The sequence below is a fragment of the Saccharomonospora iraqiensis subsp. paurometabolica YIM 90007 genome (assembly GCF_000231035.2).
Lineage (GTDB): Bacteria > Actinomycetota > Actinomycetes > Mycobacteriales > Pseudonocardiaceae > Saccharomonospora > Saccharomonospora paurometabolica.
The window spans coordinates 3442-5383 of the sequence record NZ_KI912253.1; the positions used below are offsets into that span (position 1 = coordinate 3442).

General features: G+C 71.6%; 2 protein-coding genes and 1 pseudogene. 1 reads left to right on the forward strand and 2 read right to left on the reverse strand.

Annotation, left to right across the window (positions count from 1 at the left end; translation table 11 throughout):
• Positions 1-827: protein kinase domain-containing protein (locus SACPADRAFT_RS0217895; protein WP_007027453.1), on the reverse strand; the 827-nt coding region annotated here is incomplete at its 3' end.
• A gap of 179 nt (positions 828-1006) precedes the next feature.
• On the opposite strand from SACPADRAFT_RS0217895, the gene SACPADRAFT_RS0217900 reads away from it, so the two are divergent.
• Positions 1007-1375: an Rv2175c family DNA-binding protein gene (locus SACPADRAFT_RS0217900; RefSeq protein ID WP_007027454.1), complete on the forward strand. Its 369-nt coding sequence runs from the start codon at positions 1007-1009 to the stop codon at positions 1373-1375.
• 133 nt (positions 1376-1508) lie between these two features.
• Here SACPADRAFT_RS0217900 and SACPADRAFT_RS28525 read toward each other — a convergent pair.
• Positions 1509-1942 (reverse strand): annotated as a pseudogene (locus SACPADRAFT_RS28525) (cutinase/poly(ethylene terephthalate) hydrolase); the annotation flags it as partial.

A 1942-nucleotide genomic window follows, 5' to 3' on the forward strand; every position in this document is an offset into this window, starting at 1 on the left:
GCGTCCGGCGGCCGCAGGTCCGCGTCCCGCCGGGTCGCCCGCAGGACCAGTTCGTCCACGGCGGGCGGCAGCGTGCCGACCACCCGGCCGGGGGCGGGCACGTCGTCGTTGACGTGCCGGTAGGCGACCGACAGCGCGGTGTCGGCGGTGTAGGGCACCTGCCCGGTGAGCAGCTCGTAGAGCAGGACGCCCGCCGAGTACACGTCCGAGCGCGGGTCCGCCGCGCCACTGGTGACCTGCTCGGGGGAGAGGTAGGCGACCGTGCCGAGGATCACGCTCGTGCTCGTGGAACCCGCGTTCGCCACCGCGCGGACGAGGCCGAAGTCGCCGACCTTGGCCACGCCCCCGGCGTCCCCGCCGTGCCCGAGGAGCACGTTCTCGGGCTTGACGTCCCGGTGGACGAGTCCCGCGGAGTGCGCGGCGGCCAGTGCGGACAGCACCTGCTCGAACACGGTCAGCGCGAGCGGTACCTCCAGGGCGCCGTGCCGGTCGAGCAGGTCGCGCAGGGTGCCGCCGTCGACGAGTTCCATGACGAGGAAGGCCCGGTGGTCCTCGTCACCCGCGGAGGTGTCGATGCCCTGGTCGTGGACGGCGACCACATGCGGATGGTGCAGCCGGGCCGCCGAGCGCGCCTCCCGTTCGAAGCGCTCCACGAAGGTGCGGTCGTCGGCGAACCGTGCATCCATGATCTTGACCGCGACCGGACGGTCGAGCCGGGTGTCCACTCCCCGGTAGACCGACGACATCCCCCCTCGGGCGAGCAGCGGTCCCACCCGGTAGCGCCGATCGAGCAGTGCGCCCGTCAGGTCCGATTCCGTGCGTGTCACAGCGGCTGATCCTACGGTCGAAGGTGTGCGGGTGGCCGGGCAGCGCCCCGGCCCCGGGCCGCGCGGCGGTCCGTCGGCGGGTTGCCGGGGACCGGACCGGACTCGACCGTGCCGGATCCGCGGGATTCGCCGTGCTCGGGGCTGCTCCCGGCCGCCCCGATTATGGCAAGGTGGTACGCGTGAGTGCGATTCCAGTCGCTGACGACGTCCTCGACGCCGATGTCGCCGTCCTCTCCCTGGCGGAGGTGGCCGACGCCGTCGGGCAGTCGGAGAACAAGGTCCGCCGGATGCTGCGGGACGGTCATCTGATCGCGGTGCGCCGGGAGGGCCAGCTGGTCGTCCCCGCCGACTTCCTCAGCAAGGGCGGTGTGCTGAAGGGCCTGCCCGGCACGATCACGGTGTTGTCGGACTCCGGGTACAACCGCACCGAGATGCTGCGGTGGCTGTACTCCGAGGACGAGTCGCTGCCGGGGGTGACCCCGATCAACGCCCTGCGGACGAACCACGGCACCGAGGTCAAACGACGGGCACAGGCGATGGCGTTCTGACGCCGCCGTGCGGGACGACCGCGTTCCCGCACCCGCCGGCTCTCCTGCCCCGGCACCGGTACCGACGCACACAGGGCACGGTGCGCGGCCCGTGACCGGACCGCGCACCGTGCCCCGATTCGACGCCCGTGGGTCAGAACGGGCAGGTGGAGCGGTATTCCTCGACGTCGGAGAACAGCCCGTCGTCGGGGCCGGGGCAGAGGAACTGGGTGTAGCGGGTGTCGTTGTCGACGAACCGCTTCAGCCAGGAGATGCTGTACTTGGCGATCGTGGTGTCGGACGTGTTCGGGGCGAAGTGGGAGGCTCCGGCGAGTTCCAGGTAGGCCTTGTCCAGCGAGCCGGACAGGCTCTCGTAGAACGGCTCGGAGTGCGTCCGCACCGAGGCGATGCTGTCGTTCTCGGCGCCGATGATGAACGTGGGAACCGTGACCTCGCCCCAGGTCTTGTCCAGGTTCCACGGGGTGAGCGGGATGGACGCCTTGAGTGAGGGCCGGTCGGCGGTGGCCTCCAGGGAGCCGCCGCCACCCATGGAGTGGCCCATCACGGCGAGCCGGTCCGGATCGAGCC